The sequence below is a fragment of the Micromonospora sp. NPDC048169 genome (genome assembly GCF_040652815.1).
Taxonomy (GTDB): domain Bacteria; phylum Actinomycetota; class Actinomycetes; order Mycobacteriales; family Micromonosporaceae; genus Micromonospora.
This window is the reverse complement of record NZ_JBEZMS010000038.1, coordinates 15,585-28,655: the sequence shown is the minus strand read 5'-3', so window position 1 is coordinate 28,655 and position 13,071 is coordinate 15,585. Positions and strand designations below refer to the sequence as shown.

17 protein-coding genes and 1 tRNA gene are annotated in these 13,071 nt (G+C 72.1%); 6 read left to right on the top strand and 12 right to left on the bottom strand.

Going from position 1 to position 13,071, the window contains the following annotated elements; all coding sequences use genetic code 11:
• Nucleotides 1-14: 14 nt before the first annotated feature.
• Nucleotides 15-1,685, bottom strand: coding sequence for a DUF885 domain-containing protein (locus tag AB0D28_RS25155; RefSeq protein ID WP_357389557.1), 1,671 nt, complete (start codon nucleotides 1,683-1,685; stop codon nucleotides 15-17).
• 73 nt (nucleotides 1,686-1,758) lie between these two features.
• Here AB0D28_RS25155 and AB0D28_RS25150 point away from each other — a divergent pair, with 73 nt between their 5' ends.
• Nucleotides 1,759-2,733: a DMT family transporter gene (locus AB0D28_RS25150; protein ID WP_357389555.1), complete on the top strand. Its 975-nt coding sequence runs from the start codon at nucleotides 1,759-1,761 to the stop codon at nucleotides 2,731-2,733.
• A gap of 3 nt (nucleotides 2,734-2,736) precedes the next feature.
• Here AB0D28_RS25150 and AB0D28_RS25145 read toward each other — a convergent pair whose 3' ends face one another.
• Together AB0D28_RS25145 and AB0D28_RS25140 are read right to left on the bottom strand one after the other, a co-directional pair.
• The gene (locus tag AB0D28_RS25145; protein ID WP_357389553.1) at nucleotides 2,737-3,807 is read right to left on the bottom strand and encodes a PHP domain-containing protein; all 1,071 of its coding nucleotides are present in this window, start codon (nucleotides 3,805-3,807) and stop codon (nucleotides 2,737-2,739) included.
• 48 nt (nucleotides 3,808-3,855) lie between these two features.
• Nucleotides 3,856-4,599, bottom strand: coding sequence for a M23 family metallopeptidase (locus tag AB0D28_RS25140; protein ID WP_357389551.1), 744 nt, complete (start codon nucleotides 4,597-4,599; stop codon nucleotides 3,856-3,858).
• Nucleotides 4,600-4,770: 171 nt separating this feature from the next.
• Here AB0D28_RS25140 and AB0D28_RS25135 point away from each other — a divergent pair, with 171 nt between their 5' ends.
• The 4 genes from AB0D28_RS25135 to AB0D28_RS25120 all read left to right on the top strand — a co-directional run bounded on the left by AB0D28_RS25135 (nucleotide 4,771) and on the right by AB0D28_RS25120 (nucleotide 6,569).
• Nucleotides 4,771-5,067: a hypothetical protein gene (locus AB0D28_RS25135; RefSeq protein WP_357389587.1), complete on the top strand. Its 297-nt coding sequence runs from the start codon at nucleotides 4,771-4,773 to the stop codon at nucleotides 5,065-5,067.
• A gap of 72 nt (nucleotides 5,068-5,139) precedes the next feature.
• A complete protein-coding gene (locus AB0D28_RS25130; protein WP_018786529.1) occupies nucleotides 5,140-5,310 on the top strand; it encodes a hypothetical protein in 171 nt (56 codons plus the stop codon).
• A 121-nt stretch (nucleotides 5,311-5,431) separates the two neighbouring features.
• Entirely contained in the window at nucleotides 5,432-5,956 is a 525-nt protein-coding gene (locus AB0D28_RS25125; protein WP_357389549.1) for a tRNA adenosine deaminase-associated protein, read from the top strand.
• Between the two features lie 148 nt (nucleotides 5,957-6,104).
• Complete coding sequence (locus tag AB0D28_RS25120) at nucleotides 6,105-6,569, top strand: nucleoside deaminase (RefSeq protein ID WP_357389585.1); 465 nt, start codon at nucleotides 6,105-6,107, stop codon at nucleotides 6,567-6,569.
• 11 nt (nucleotides 6,570-6,580) lie between these two features.
• Here AB0D28_RS25120 and AB0D28_RS25115 read toward each other — a convergent pair whose 3' ends face one another.
• From AB0D28_RS25115 to deoD, 3 genes are all read right to left on the bottom strand, one after another.
• Nucleotides 6,581-7,048: a thioesterase family protein gene (locus AB0D28_RS25115; RefSeq protein ID WP_357389547.1), complete on the bottom strand. Its 468-nt coding sequence runs from the start codon at nucleotides 7,046-7,048 to the stop codon at nucleotides 6,581-6,583.
• Nucleotides 7,045-7,683, bottom strand: a complete 639-nt coding sequence (locus AB0D28_RS25110) for a TetR/AcrR family transcriptional regulator (RefSeq protein ID WP_357389545.1) — start codon at nucleotides 7,681-7,683, stop codon at nucleotides 7,045-7,047. The genes AB0D28_RS25115 and AB0D28_RS25110 overlap by 4 nt, the downstream gene beginning before the upstream one ends.
• 112 nt (nucleotides 7,684-7,795) lie before the next feature.
• Nucleotides 7,796-8,503 (bottom strand): purine-nucleoside phosphorylase, encoded by a 708-nt coding sequence (gene deoD / locus AB0D28_RS25105; RefSeq protein WP_357389543.1) that lies wholly within the window; start codon nucleotides 8,501-8,503, stop codon nucleotides 7,796-7,798.
• A gap of 75 nt (nucleotides 8,504-8,578) precedes the next feature.
• Here deoD and AB0D28_RS25100 point away from each other — a divergent pair.
• Nucleotides 8,579-8,665: transfer RNA gene (locus AB0D28_RS25100), tRNA-Ser, on the top strand.
• Between the two features lie 64 nt (nucleotides 8,666-8,729).
• On the opposite strand, the gene AB0D28_RS25095 is transcribed toward AB0D28_RS25100, so the two are convergent.
• The 6 genes from AB0D28_RS25095 to AB0D28_RS25070 form a co-directional block, all read right to left on the bottom strand.
• Nucleotides 8,730-9,314 (bottom strand): SigE family RNA polymerase sigma factor, encoded by a 585-nt coding sequence (locus tag AB0D28_RS25095; RefSeq protein ID WP_357389541.1) that lies wholly within the window; start codon nucleotides 9,312-9,314, stop codon nucleotides 8,730-8,732.
• A complete protein-coding gene (locus AB0D28_RS25090; RefSeq protein ID WP_357389539.1) occupies nucleotides 9,311-9,922 on the bottom strand; it encodes a permease-like cell division protein FtsX in 612 nt (203 codons plus the stop codon). The genes AB0D28_RS25095 and AB0D28_RS25090 overlap by 4 nt, the downstream gene beginning before the upstream one ends.
• Before the next feature lie 86 nt (nucleotides 9,923-10,008).
• Nucleotides 10,009-10,530, bottom strand: coding sequence for a hypothetical protein (locus AB0D28_RS25085; protein ID WP_357389537.1), 522 nt, complete (start codon nucleotides 10,528-10,530; stop codon nucleotides 10,009-10,011).
• Nucleotides 10,527-11,141 carry a hypothetical protein gene (locus AB0D28_RS25080; protein WP_357389535.1) on the bottom strand — a complete coding sequence of 205 codons (615 nt, stop codon included), beginning with the start codon at nucleotides 11,139-11,141 and terminating at the stop codon, nucleotides 10,527-10,529. The genes AB0D28_RS25085 and AB0D28_RS25080 overlap by 4 nt, the downstream gene beginning before the upstream one ends.
• A gap of 51 nt (nucleotides 11,142-11,192) precedes the next feature.
• Nucleotides 11,193-11,705, bottom strand: coding sequence for an NUDIX hydrolase (locus AB0D28_RS25075; protein ID WP_357389533.1), 513 nt, complete (start codon nucleotides 11,703-11,705; stop codon nucleotides 11,193-11,195).
• A gap of 21 nt (nucleotides 11,706-11,726) precedes the next feature.
• Entirely contained in the window at nucleotides 11,727-13,064 is a 1,338-nt protein-coding gene (locus AB0D28_RS25070) for a DNA-binding protein (protein ID WP_357389531.1), read from the bottom strand.
• Between the last annotated feature and the right edge of the window lie 7 nt (nucleotides 13,065-13,071).

Genomic DNA, 13,071 nt, shown 5'->3' with positions numbered 1-13,071 from the left:
CACCCGCCACCGGCTCAGAGCCGGGCCAGCGCCTTGCGCAGCGGGTCCAGCCCCAGCGAGCCCAGGTCGAGCGCCTGGCGGTGGAACTCCTTGAGATCGAAGTCGGCGCCCTTGCGCGCCTTCGCGTCCTCCCGGGCCTGCAACCAGATCCGCTCGCCCACCTTGTACGACGGCGCCTGACCGGGCCAGCCCAGGTAGCGGTTCAGCTCGAAGCGCAGGTTCTCGTCCGGCACCCGGCAGTGCGCCCGCATGAACTCCCAGCCCAGTTCCGGCGTCCACCGCTCGCCCGGGTGGAAGCCGAACGGGTTGTCCTTCGGGATCTCCAGCTCCAGGTGCATGCCGATGTCCACGATGACCCGGGCCGCGCGCAGCGCCTGCCCGTCGAGCATGCCGAGCCGGTCACCGGGGTCGGCGAGGTAGCCCAGCTCGTCCATCAGCCGCTCGGAGTAGAGCGCCCAGCCCTCGCCGTGCCCGGAGACCCAGCACAGCAGCCGCTGCCAGCGGTTGAGCAGGTCGGCCCGGACGGCCGTCTGGGCGACCTGGAGGTGGTGACCCGGCACGCCCTCGTGGTAGACGGTGGTCACCTCGCGCCAGGTGGAGAAGTCGGTGATGCCCTGCGGCACCGCCCACCACATCCGCCCCGGCCGGGAGAAGTCCTCGCTCGGCCCGGTGTAGTAGATCGCGCCGTCGCTCGTCGGCGCGAGGCAGCACTCGATCCGGCGTACCTGCTCGGGGATGTCGAAGTGGGTGCCGTTCAGGTCGTTGACCGCCTGGTCGGCGAGCGCCTGCATCCAGTCCCGGAACGCCTCCTTGCCGCGTACCGTCCGCGCCGGGTCGGCGTCGAGCACGCGTACCGCGTCGTCGATCGACGCGCCGCGACCGGCGATGCGCGCGGCCACCGCCCGCATCTCGGCCTCCAGCCGGGCCAGCTCCGCGAAGCCCCAGGCGTACGTCTCGTCCAGATCGACCTTCGCGCCGAGGAAGTACTGCGAGGCCAGTTCGTAGCGTTCCCGCCCGGCGGCCTGCTTCTCCCGCCCGGCCGGCGCCAGCTCGGTGCGCAGGAACTGCCCGAACTCGGCGGTGGCGGCGGTCGCGGCGGCGGCGCCCTTGCGCAGCTCCGCGCCGAGCGCGCCGTCGGCGTCGAGCCGCTCGACCAGCCCGTGGAAGAAGTTGTCGCCCTCCGGGTCGACCCACACGTCGCACTGCTTGGCGACCTCGACGAGCTGCACCTGTGAGCTGACCCGGCCCGCGGCGGCGGCCTCGCGCAGCGTGCGCTTGTAGCCGTCCAGTGCGGACGCGAAGCGGTTGAGCCGGGCGGCCACGTTCGCCCGGGCCTCCTCGCCGTCGGTCGGCATGAGGTCGAAGACCATCCGGATCTCGTGCAGGCCGCTGGAGATCACGTTGACCTCGCTGCCGGTCTCGCCCGCGTCGTGGCGGGCCAGCTCCAGGCCGAGGCGCTCCTGCATGGCCTCCTGGGCGGTCCGCTCCGCCTCGGTCTCCGGCTCGGTCACGTCGAGTTCGCCGAGCGTACGGCGGGCCAGCTCGGCGCGCGCCGCGTAGCCCTCGGGCGACAGGTCGTCGAGCTGGTCGTCGTAGCCGGCGATGCCGACGTAGGTGGCACCGGTCGGGCTCAGCGGGGCCCACTCGGCCACGTACCGGTTGGCGAGGTCATCGATTCGTCCCACGAGGCGACCCTACGTGACCGCGCATCCGGAATACCGCGCGACTTCGTCGTACCCCTGCGGCAGAGTGTCAGGGGTGAACGTCGAGATCACTCCTGACCGGGCACCGGTGCGGGCCTGGTTGCCCGGCTTCGTCGCGCTCGCCGCCATCTGGGGTTCCAGTTTCCTGTTCATCAAGGTCGGCGTGACCGAGCTGCACCCCGTGCACCTCACCCTCTACCGGGTGGCCACCGGCGCGCTGACGCTGCTCGTGGTGCTGGCCATGCTGCGCGACCGGCTGCCCCGCGACCTCCGGGTCTGGGCGCACATGCTCGTGGTGGCCGCGTTCGGCGTCGCCGTGCCGTTCACGCTGTTCGGCTACGGCGAGCAGCGGGTCGAGTCGATGCTCGCCGGCATCTGGAACGCCACCACACCGCTGATCGTGCTGCCGCTGGCGGTGCTGGTGTTCCGCACCGAGCGGCTCACCACCCGGCGGGCGGTCGGGCTGGGGCTGGGCTTCGCCGGTGTGCTCGTGGTGCTCGGCGTCTGGGAGGGCGTCGGCGGCGCCCACTTCGTCGGCCAGCTCATGTGCTTCGGCGCGGCGGCCTGTTACGGGCTGGCCATTCCTTACCAGAAGAGGTTCGTCGCGGGTAGTGCGTACTCCGGGCTGTCGCTGTCGGCGGCCCAGCTGCTGGTGGCTACCGCGCAGCTCGCGCTGGTCGCGCCGTTCGCCGGGACGCCGCCGTCACCGACCGGCCTCTCCCCGCGCGTGGTCGCGAGCGTGCTGGCGCTCGGCGCGCTCGGCACCGGCCTCGCCTTCGTCATCAACATGCGCAACATCCGGCTGGCCGGGGCGAGCACGGCGTCCACAGTGACATACCTGGTCCCGGTGTTCGCGGTGCTCGTCGGCGCGGTGGTGCTGGGCGAGCGGATGAACTGGCACCAGCCTGTGGGCGCGTTCGTGGTGCTCGTCGGCGTGGCTGTCGCGCAGGGCCTGTTCGGGCGGCGCCGCCGTCGCCCGGAGGCGGTGGCGCCCGCCGTCCCCGCCGCCGAACCGGCCACCCGGGGCTGACCCTCAGCTCCGGCCGGCGGTCCACTTCACCAGGCGGTCGGCGGTCCAGGTGTTCACCACCCGCTTCGCCGGTACGCCGCACAGCGCGGCCCGCTCGCAGCCGAAACGCTGCCAGTCGAGCTGACCCGGGGCGTGCGCGTCGGTGTCGATGGCGAACCGGCACCCGGCCTCCAGCGCGAGGCGGATCAGCCGCTTCGGCGGGTCCTGCCGCTCCGGCCGGGAGTTGATCTCGACGGCCACGTCGTGCTCTGCGCAGGCGGCGAAGACGGCGTCCGCGTCGAAGTCGCTCTCCTTGCGGGTACGCGCCCGGTGCCCCCGGTCGCCGGGCCCGGTCACCCCGGCGGGCCGGGAGGAGACCATCCGGCCGGTGCAGTGACCGAGGATGTCCAGGTGCGGGTTCGCGATCGCGGTCAGCATCCGGCGGGTCATCTTCGCCCGGTCGTCGTTCAGGCCGCTGTGCACCGAGCCGACCACCACGTCCAGGCGGGCCAGCAGCTCCTCGTCCTGGTCGAGCGAGCCGTCGGCGAGGATGTCCACCTCGATGCCGGTGAGGATGCGGAAGCCCTTCGGCAGCGCCTCGTTGACGGCGGCGACGTGGTCGAGCTGCTCGCGCAGCCGCTCGGCGGTCAGGCCCCGGGCCACTGTGAGCCGGGGCGAGTGGTCGGTGAGCACCATGTACTCGTGGCCCAGCTCGACCGCGGCCAGCGCCATCTCCTCGATCGGTGAGCCGCCGTCGGACCAGTCCGAGTGGGTGTGGCAGTCGCCGCGCAGCGCGTCCCGCAGCTTCGCCGCCGCCTCGTCCAGGTCGGTGCCCTCGGTCGCCATCAGCCGGCGCAGATAGACCGGTTCCTCGCCGGCCAGCGACTCGGCCACGCAGCGGGCGGTGACGTCACCGACGCCGGACAGCTCGGTCAGCTTGCCGGTGCGGGCCCGCTCGGCCACCTCCGTGGCGGGCAGCGCGCCGAGCGTCTTGGCCGCCGACCGGAACGCCCGGACCCGGTATGTGGCCTCGTTGGCCCGTTCCAGCAGGAACGCGATCCGGCGCAGGTCGGCGAGGGGATCCCGGGCAGTCATGTCCTGGAACCTACGCGCTCACGCCGTCCGGCGGGTGGCCCCGCATCGTCAGCCGCCGCTGGTGGGCCGGCCGGGCGCGGCCGGGCAGCCGTGCTTGCGCTGCCAGGCGGTGATCTCGGCGACCGGCGAGCGGTTGCCGCCCTTGCGCCAGGAGTTCAGGTACGGCGCCGGCCAGACCACGCCCCGGCGGATCCACCAGTCGTCGGCGCCGGTGCACTTCGGGGAGAGCCCGAAGTGCAGGTGGCAGACGTTGTTCGCGTTGCCCGTACGGCCCACCTCGCCGAGCTGCTGCCCGGCACGCACCCGCACCCCGGCGTCCACGCCGACGGTGATCGCGCTCAGGTGCGAGCCGTAGTAGCGCACGCCGTCGTCGCCGAGCAGCGACACGGAGAGCCCGCCGTTGTTCGGGCCCAGCGGCCCGCGCCTGTCGAACCGGTCGACGCGGCTCACCTCCAGCACCACGCCGTCGGTGACCGCCACCACCGGTTCCCCGCAGTCGGCGAACACGTCGGTGCCCGGGTAGCCGCCGTGCGTCGGGTGGTAGTCGACGTCGCCGGCCCGTACCGGGAAGACCCGCTTCACGTCGGCGCGCGACGGCGACGGCGCGGCGGACGAGGAGCCGACCGGCGGCGCCGTCGGGTCGGCGGGCTGCGCGGCGGTCACCACCGGGCTCGGCTCCTGCCACCTGTCGGCACGCCCGGCCGGGGTGCCGCACCCGGCGGCGAGCGCCGCCACGAGCAGCACTACCGGGTACGCCGGCAGCGTGCGGCGTCCGATCGATGGCGAGCGCATCCGGTCATCCTGACAGACCACTACCGTAGGGACGAAAGCCGAACGCGGGACCGATGGTCCGGAGAGGGGGCGGCGGTGACGCACGGATGGCACGGCGGACCCGAGGGGACCGGTCCGGGGGCGTTCCCGCCACCGCGTACGCCCTCGGGGCTGTTCCCGTCGCACACGTCGATGCGGCCCAGCTACCGCGAGCCGTACCCGGTCACCGGCACCGGCGTGGCGGTCGGCGCGCTCGTCGCGTTCGCCTGGCTGCTGCTGTTCGGGCTGTTCGGCGGCGGCGTGGCCGGCTACGCCTGGTGGACGCTGCTGGCCGGCGGTCTGGCGTGGGTGGCCGCCGCGGTGCTGGTCCGTCACGGCGACCGGGGGGTGGCGACCGGCGTGGCGATCGTCACCGCGGGTGGCTGGAGCATCGCCGCGGCGATAGTCGTGACCAGGTGGGCGCAGACCGGAGACTGGCCGCTCTGGTGACCTTCGGTGCCGGTCTCGCTGCGTAGCGAAGGCCACCTTGACGTACGCACGAGGACGGTCCACCCTCGCGGTATGGCCTGGACCACACCGCCGCGGCTCGACCCCGATCGGAGCCGCCGTCGCCTGCAACTCCTCGCCGAGTTGGCCGGTGCCCGTGCGGTACAGCAGCGCCAGCGGCCGCAGCGGGCCCGCACCGAGCGGCTGCGCCAACTCATCGCCACCCGCCGGCGCGTCGTCGGCTGACCAGCTTTCTCTCTCAGAACGGCCGGTTCATCCGGGGCGTTGACCGCTCGCCCGCCGACCCGACCGGTTAACGTGCATCGCGTGACGTGTCGGCATGCTGCTGAGCCAATTTGGGGGGACCGTGTCGTACTTCGCTGCTGCCGTGGCGCGCGTCGACGGCGGCTGGACCGCCGGTGAGGTGAGCCTGCGGGGCGTCACCGACATCGAGGAGGTCGCCGACCGGCTGCGCGACGTCGAGCCGGACGCCGACCTGTCGCTGCTGTTCGTCGAGGCCGACGACACGTACCTGGTCCTCCTGCGCCTGGACGAGGGAGAGGACCTGCGGGTCTTCGGCTCGGACTCGGCGTACGCGGAGGAGTCCCGGCTGGGCGCGCTGCTCGTCGGTGACCTGAAGACCTCGGTGACCGGGCTGGAGGAGGTCGACGAGCCGCGCGCCTCCGGCGGCGACGACGAGACCGAACAACCCGCTGTGGACCCGGAGGCCGACCCGGTGGGCGACGCGGACCTCCTCGCCGACCTGGGCATCCCGGCGCAGAAGCTGCTGGCGCTCTGCGCGCACGAGGGCTCCATGCCGGCCGATGTGACATCCGAGATCTGCCAGGTACTGGGCTGTGTGGACGAGGTCGAGGAGCTGCGTGAGGTCTGAGCCCGGGGAGTCCCTGACGCCCGGCGCCGCCGAACCGGCCGACGCGACCGATCCGGCGCTGGAGACCGTACGCCCGGGGCAGCCCACCCCCGGCCGGGCCGGGCGTGCCGGTCCCGGCGCGGACGAGGCGCTCGCCGACCCGGGCGCGATCGGCCGCCGGCAGCGGCACGAGCTGTGGATGCGCCGTGCCCTTGAGATCGCGGTGACCGGCCCGGCGGCCGACCGCGACGCCGACGACGTGCCGGTCGGCGCGGTGCTCTACGGCCCCGACGGCGCCGAACTGGCGGTCGGCCGCAACGAGCGGGAGCTGACCGGCGACCCGACGGCGCACGCCGAGGTGCTGGCGTTGCGCCGGGCCGCGCGGCGGCTGGGCCGCTGGCGGCTGGACGACTGCACGCTCGTGGTGACGCTCGAACCGTGCACCATGTGCGCCGGGGCGATCGCGCTGGCCCGCGTCTCGACAGTGGTGTTCGGCGCCTGGGAACCCAAGACGGGCGCCGTCGGGTCGCTCTGGGACGTGTTGCGCGACCGCCGCGTCACGCACCGCCCCGAGGTGTACGGCGGCGTGCTGGAACGCGAGAGCGCGGCGTTGCTGCGCGCGTTCTTCCGCTGAGAGTTCTCGGCTCAGGCGCTTGCCGGCGCGGGGCGCAGCAGCGTCGCGGCCACCCCCTGGGCGACCTCGGTCCAGGCGGTCGGGCGCAGCGTGGCGGGGTCGAGCCGGACGATCGACCGGGTGCCGGTGGCGTGCACTGTGGCGCCGTCGGTCGAGCGGAACTCGAAGGCGTAGCGGGCGCTGCTGGCGCCGAAGTGCTCCAGCCAGAAGTGCACAGCCACCGCGCCGACGCCGATGACCGGCGCCCGATAGGTGATGGTGAACTCCCGGACGGCGTGGAACACGTCGGGTGTCGCGTGCACGTCGCCCCGGAAGGCGACGCCCCGCTCCGCCCAGTAGGGCGTCAGCGCGCGTTCCAGCAGCACGGCGTAGCGCGCGTTGTGCAGGATGCCCATCGCGTCCAGATCGTCGAAGTGCACCGGCACGTGCTCGACGTGCCCGAACTCGGCGACCGGCAGGTCGGCGGTGGTGTGGCTCATGACTGGCCTTCCGGTAGCAGGGCCGGATCCGGGCAGAGCGCCCGCAACCGGTTCAGCAGGCCCTGGCGGGCGTGCCGGTAGGAGGCGTCCGGGTCGAGCAGCCGGGACCGCATCACCGCGCTGATCCCCAGCGCGTCGATCTCGTACGCGAGCAGCGGCACGTCCAGGTCGGCGGGGAGCTCGCCGAGGTCGACCGCCTCCTGGACGAGGCGCTCCAGCAGTGCGGTCCACCGGGACAACGCGTCGGCGAGCCGGTCCCGGACCGGGCCGGGGCGGGCGTTGTACTCGAACTCGGTGTTGGCGAAGAAGCAGCCGCCGGGCAGCACCCGGGCGGCGTAGAACTCGATCCGGGCCTCGTGCAGCGCGTGCAGCCGGCGTACGCCCCGGGGTGCCCGCAGGGCGGGGGCGACGATCATCTCCTGCCACTGCGCCACGGCCCGGTCGACTGTGGCGAGTTGCAGCGCCTCCTTGGAGCGCCAGTGCGCGAAGAGGCCGGACTTGCTCACCTCCAGCCGGTCGGCGAGCTGGGCCAGGGACAGACCGTGCAGGCCGACCTCGGTCGCCAGCGCCACCGCGGTGTCCAGCACCGCGGTGCGGGTGCGGTCGCCACGGGCGACGCGGCCGTCGGAGGTCATGCGATCAGCCTAGAGGAAACAAGCACGACCGGTCGTATTTATTTTTGTGACGACGGTAACGCGCGACCGCCCCGCCACCTTGCGGCGACGGGGCGGTCCGGGGTCGATCAGGTCAGGCGATGATGGTGTCCAGCGCGATCTCGACCATCTGGCCGAACGTCTGCTCGCGCTCCTGCGACGTGGTCTTCTCGCCGGTCTTGATGTGGTCGCTGACGGTCAGGATGGTCAGCGCGCGGGCCTTGTAGCGCGCCGCGATCGTGTAGAGCGCCGCCGACTCCATCTCCACCGCCAGCACGCCGTAGTCGGCGAGCCGGTCGTACAGGTCCGGCCGGTCCGTGTAGAAGGCGTCCGCCGCCAGGATCGGCCCCACCCGCATGCTGATGCCGCGCCGCTCGGCCACCTCGACCGAGGTACGCAGCAACCCGAAGTCGGCCACCGGGGCGTAGTCGATCAGCCCGTCGAAGCGCATCCGGTTCATGTTCGAGTCGGTCGACGACCCGATCGCCGCCACCACGTCCCGCAGCTGCAGATCCTCGGTCAGGGCGCCACAGGAGCCGACCCGGATCAGCGACTTCACGCCGTACTCGTTTACCAGCTCGTGCGCGTAGATCGAGGCGGACGGCATGCCCATGCCGGAACCCTGGACGGACACGTCGACACCGTTCCACCGGCCGGTGAAGCCCAGCATGCCGCGCACCGTCGTGTAGCAGCGGGCCCCCTCCAGGTAGGTCTCCGCGATCCACTTGGCCCGCAGCGGGTCGCCCGGCATCAGGACCCGCTCGGCGATCTCTCCCGGCTCAGCGCCGATGTGCGTACTCATGGCAAAGATCCTGCCAGGCCGGGCCGAGGGATACCGGTTCGGCGTCCAACCCGGCGGTCCTGTACCCTCGTCGGCGGTGGCGTGTCCGAGTGGCCTAAGGAGCACGCCTCGAAAGCGTGTGAGGGTTTACGCCCTCCGCGGGTTCAAATCCCGCCGCCACCGCTCGTGAACAGCGAGAAAGCCCGGTCGATCCGCGAGGATCGCACCGGGCTTTCCGCGTTCCGGGTCAACTCCCGGTGAAGTCGTCGCCGAGCAACGCGCGGATCCGGCCCAACGCCCGGGCGTCGCGCATCTTCACCGCCGACGCGGAGATGCCGAGGATCTTGGCGACGGTGGCGACGCTCTGGTCCTCCCAGTGCCGCAGCACCACTATCGCCTGGTCCCGGATCGGCAGCGTCGCCAGTGCAGTCATCAACGCGACGTGCAGGTCCGTCGTCGCCGCCGGTTCCGGCCGCTCGGGCAGGTCGGCGCAGACCACCTCGGTGCCGCTGCGCCGGCTCCGCTGGTCGAAGACGGCGTTCATGAGCACCCGGCGGCTGTACGCGTCGAGGTTCGCGGTGTGCCGGATCCGGGTCCACGAGGCGTACATCCGGGTGAACGTGATCTGGGTCAGATCCTGGGCGAGGTGCCAGTCCCGGCACATGAGGTAGGCGATGCGTCTCAGCCGGGGTGCGGTCGCCGCGACGAACGCGCTGAAGTCGTCGTCCCGGGTGCTGCGCTCACGCCTGCGGGCGGCGCTCCACCGGGCCAGCGGACCGGCCGGGCGTTCGACGGACGGTGTCGCGCGTACGTCGATCTGCCCGCTGGTCACTCACCCTCCCCGGACCCGGAGCGCGCCGGGCACGGACCGCCCAGGATCTGATCGACGCCGTCCCGGTCGTGGAAGTTCGCCACCAGGCGGGAGTAGTCCCTCGCCTTCGTCACTGTGACCTCGAAGGACTCGGGCATCTGTTCCGGTGTGACCGCGTCGACCAGGTCCGGGCTGTTCCGGTACATCTCCTTGAATCTGGCGTACGCCTCGTCCCGGCTCTGGAACGTCACGCTCCGCACGATCGGATCCGATCGCAGCGCGTCACGCAGGTCGAGGCGCTGCCGATCGGTGATCTCCCGCCGCAGGAAGACGCGGATGTCGACCGGCTCGTCACCCCACTGCCGCTCACAGGTGGAGCCGGCGGAGGGCATCAGTGCGCCGGCCGCCACCACCGGCGGTGCCGGTTCCCTCGGTGCCGGCGTCAGGTTCAGCCCGACCACGACGGCGGCGACCGCGAGGAGACCGGTCGCCGCGCCTCCCGTGACCAGCCGGCGCCTGCGCCGCAGCGCGGTGCCCCCGGCCATGGCCTCCCGGGCCAGTTCCCCGGTCAGGGGTGCGGGTTCCACCCCGAGTGCCCGCTCGAAGAGCACATGCAGTTTCTGGTCCACAGCTCGCTCCCGGTGTCCGACGACGTCCTCTCCAAGAGACCGGTCGAGTCGCCGTATCGGTCACACCGGAGTCCCGGCGGGTCGGGTCAGCAGGGGCCGTAGCCCTCGTCGAAGAGGCGGCGGGCCCAGTCCGCGTACCCTGCGATGATCTCCCGGACGGTGACGCCGTCGTGCAGGAACAGGTACGCGCGGTCGCCGTCGCGGGCGAGCAGCCCGGCGAAGCGGTGACTGCCCGGCGGCGCCGGCAGGTCGACGGCGCCGGGGTACGCGGCGCGGGCCTCGCCCACCGGGGAGCCGGCGCTGATGCCCTCGGGTGTGCTCATCGGGTCGTCGAGCCAGAGCAGGACGAGACGACCGTCGACGAAGATCGGGCTGACCGAACCGTGCCCGAACAGCGCGGGCCCGCAGGCCGCCTCGTCGGCGCGCAGCACACCGCGCCGGGTCAGGTCCTCCTCGGTGTCGCCGAACCCGGCGTTGCGCAGTCCGTCCAGGCCGACCACCTGGGCCGCGCCGACCGGGCGGGTGGCCCACTGTGGATGAACGCCGCTGCCGGCTGCGGACGCGGCAACAAGCAGTGCGGCAATAAAGCCGAATTGTCGTAGTTTCATGCAATCCCCCAGTCACCAACGGGACCGGGGCGATGAGGTTGCTGGTGCTGGTCGGATTGGCGTAGTTCCCACTCCTCGGCCAGCTCGTCCCAGTAGTCGGCGGACAGTCCGCGGCGGCCGTGCGCCAGCCAGCCGTCCGTGTCACGTTCCAGATGCAGGCCCAGCTCGGCGAACGGGTCGATCCACGCGCCCGGCTCCGCGCCCAGCCGGGCCAGCGCGGTGTTGATCGGCCACTCGGTACGCGGCCGGTCCAGCGCGGCGTCGTATCGCGGACCCCAGCTCACCTCGCCACCCAGCCAGACCACCGCCGACTGGTGGCCGAGCCCGCCCGCGAACTCCGCCTCCAGGTACGCCACCGGGCCGCTCCTCGACCAGCGCGCAAGCACCTCCGCCAGTGGCGGCGAGAGCACCAGACGGAACGGACGCTCGGCGTGCGGCTCGTCGGTGGCGTAGTCCGGCAGGCCGCCGGTCAGTTCCTGCACCAGTTGCGGGGTGACAGGCAGCAGCGCGAAGTCCTGGCGGAGCGCGGCGAGCACCGCGTGGTCCAGGTCGGCGGTCTGCTCGCGCAGCAACTCGACGTCGGCGACCACGGCGCTGAGCTGGTAACTCATCCGGTCCTCTCGGCGTCCACAGGCTGTGGATGGAACATGTGTACGACGGCTTCAGGTGATTCCGTTGGTCAGGTACCTCGGGCGTCCGTCGCTCAGCGCGGCCACCGCGTGACGCAGCCGATGCCAAACGTACGGGCGAAGCAACGCCTGCGCATCAGCGAGCGCAACGAATCGAGCGTCGGCCAGTTCGCCGTCAGCCGGTTTCAACGGCTCGGCGGGCGGCAGTGCGCCGCCGTCGAAGATGAACATCAGGCTGTCGTCCCACGGGCCGTGCGGTGCCACCCAGTCCACCACCAGCAACGGTCCGACGCGCAGTTCGAGACCCAACTCCTCGCGTACCTCCCGCTCGGCGGCCAGGTGCGGCGGCTCGTTCGCCTCCGCCATGCCGCCCGGCAGGTCCCAGTCCGGCTTGTAGCGCGGATCCACCAACAGGACGTCGCCGTCACCGTTGCGCAGCAGTACGTCGGCTCCCACCCGCTTCCGGGGCTGCCGCGCGTTGCCCTCGGCGAGGTGGGCCTGCCAGGCTGCCGGATCTCGCTCGTACAGGGGACGCTCGTCGGCCATACCGACGATTGTCGGCTGTCCTCACCCCGTCGGCAGCGGCAGCGCCACCCATCTCCGCTCCCGGATGGTGTCGCGAAGCCGGTCCAGAAGCTGTGGCACGTCCGGGCACCGGACGGCATGCGACCGCAGCAGCAGTGCGAGATGTCTGAGCTGGTCGAGGACGACGGCCGAGCCCAGACCGTGGGTGAGATCGACGGTCTGATGTGTCAGGTCGCACGCCTCCTCGATCCGGGCCTGCCCGACGAGCGCGGTGGCCAGGAGCATCCGGGCGAGCGCCTGACTCCGCACCCGGCCGCCCGGCCGCTCGGCGACGCTGCCGTTGAGGATGCGAAGAGCGGCCGTGACGTCACCGAGGCGAAGCAGGCAACGTGCCGACTCGATATCGAACGAGGTGCGGTCGAATGGACTCAGCCATTCGGTGGGTGCAGGTGCCGCCTCCGCGAAGGCGGACTCGGCCCGCTGAAGGGAAGCGTGGCAGTCGGCGGTGAGACCCGCTGCGGCGAGACCGCGCGCCTGCAAGGCAAGAAGACGGGCGCGTATCAGAGCACCGGCGTCCTCTTGGGCGACGGCCGCGAGCCCGTCGCTGGCATGTGAGATCGCGGCCCCCGCGTTTCCACCGTGGCAGGCGAGGTGGCTCAGGCTTCCGTGCACCTGCGCCACCAGCAGCGCATCTCTGCTGTCGACGGCGAGCGCCAAGGCGTCAAGGAAGTGCCGTCTACTCGTCGTGCTGTCCCCGGAATCGTGTGCCATCCAACCGGCCATCTCGTGCAGGGCAGCGGTCGCCATGAGCACCTGCGAGGACATGGCAGGAGGACGACCTGTCGGCCTGGAGAAGGTGGCGAGGTGCGCCAGCACAGTGCTGTAGAGGTTCTTGCCGCCAACCTGACGATCTGCGGACCGGAGTGCGCGGATCAGTTGAGGACCCACCTCCACGACATCGGCTGGCACGGAGGTGTCGCCTGGCGCGGCCGGTAGTCGGAACCACAAGGTATGCGCGGGTATCCGCAGCACGCGGACCCAGTGCGCCAGTCGGTCGAGGTGCACCACCGCCGGTCCGTTCTCGATGCGGCTCAGTTGCGCCTGCGTGATCCCGAACCAGCCGGCGACAGTGGCCTGCGGCAGCGGCTGTCGCCCGTGATAGGGATGGTGACGGTAGGCGCGGACAACGCGACCGAGGTGCCGATCCGCAAGCGCATGGCGAAGCGGTTCATGGGACCAGAAGCTGGGTGGAACGTCGGGAGCAGCGACGATGCGGTCCCGCTCCGCTCGCTGACAGGGAGCGCACCGTCCCGAGTCGTTGTCGGCAGCCAGGTTGGCGCCGCAACGCGCACACCTGCTCGGCCTCGATTCCGCGATCACTCACTTA